The sequence below is a fragment of the Singulisphaera rosea genome, assembly GCF_054877945.1.
In genome coordinates, this window is sequence record NZ_JBTYIP020000115.1 from 1 (window position 1) to 384 (window position 384).

The following is a 384-nucleotide window of genomic DNA, read 5'->3' on the forward strand; positions in this document are numbered from 1 at the left end:
GGTGGTCGCGGTCCCGGATCGACGCGGCCTTCTTGACCAGGATCAGGAAGGTCGCCTGGAAGGCGTCCTCGACGTCGCGAGGGTCGTCGAGGAGTCGGCGGCAGACTCCGAGCACCAGCGGACCGAGGCGGGACACCAACGCCTCGAAGGCGACCTCGTCGTTACGATCGACGAATCGCTCGAGGAGCCGTCCTTCTCCCACGCCGACGGCTGTGCCGTTGTGGAAGAGGCGATGGAGATAGCCCAACGTCGCCCCGTAATGGTCGCTTCTCATGTCGCCACTCCGCGCCGATTGAGCCCCGAATGACTCTCTACTGCACCCTCGGGGGCATCCCCATTGAGGATTCTCGCATTTTCCGAAGATTTCCGGCGGGTCGTGATCGA

General features: G+C 64.1%; 1 protein-coding gene. It reads right to left on the reverse strand.

What is annotated here, in order from left to right; all coding sequences use genetic code 11:
- The coding region (locus tag ACYOEI_RS41195) for an RNA polymerase sigma factor (RefSeq protein WP_462856490.1) at positions 1 to 274 on the reverse strand (274 nt) is incomplete at its 3' end.
- Positions 275 to 384: the final 110 nt, after the last annotated feature.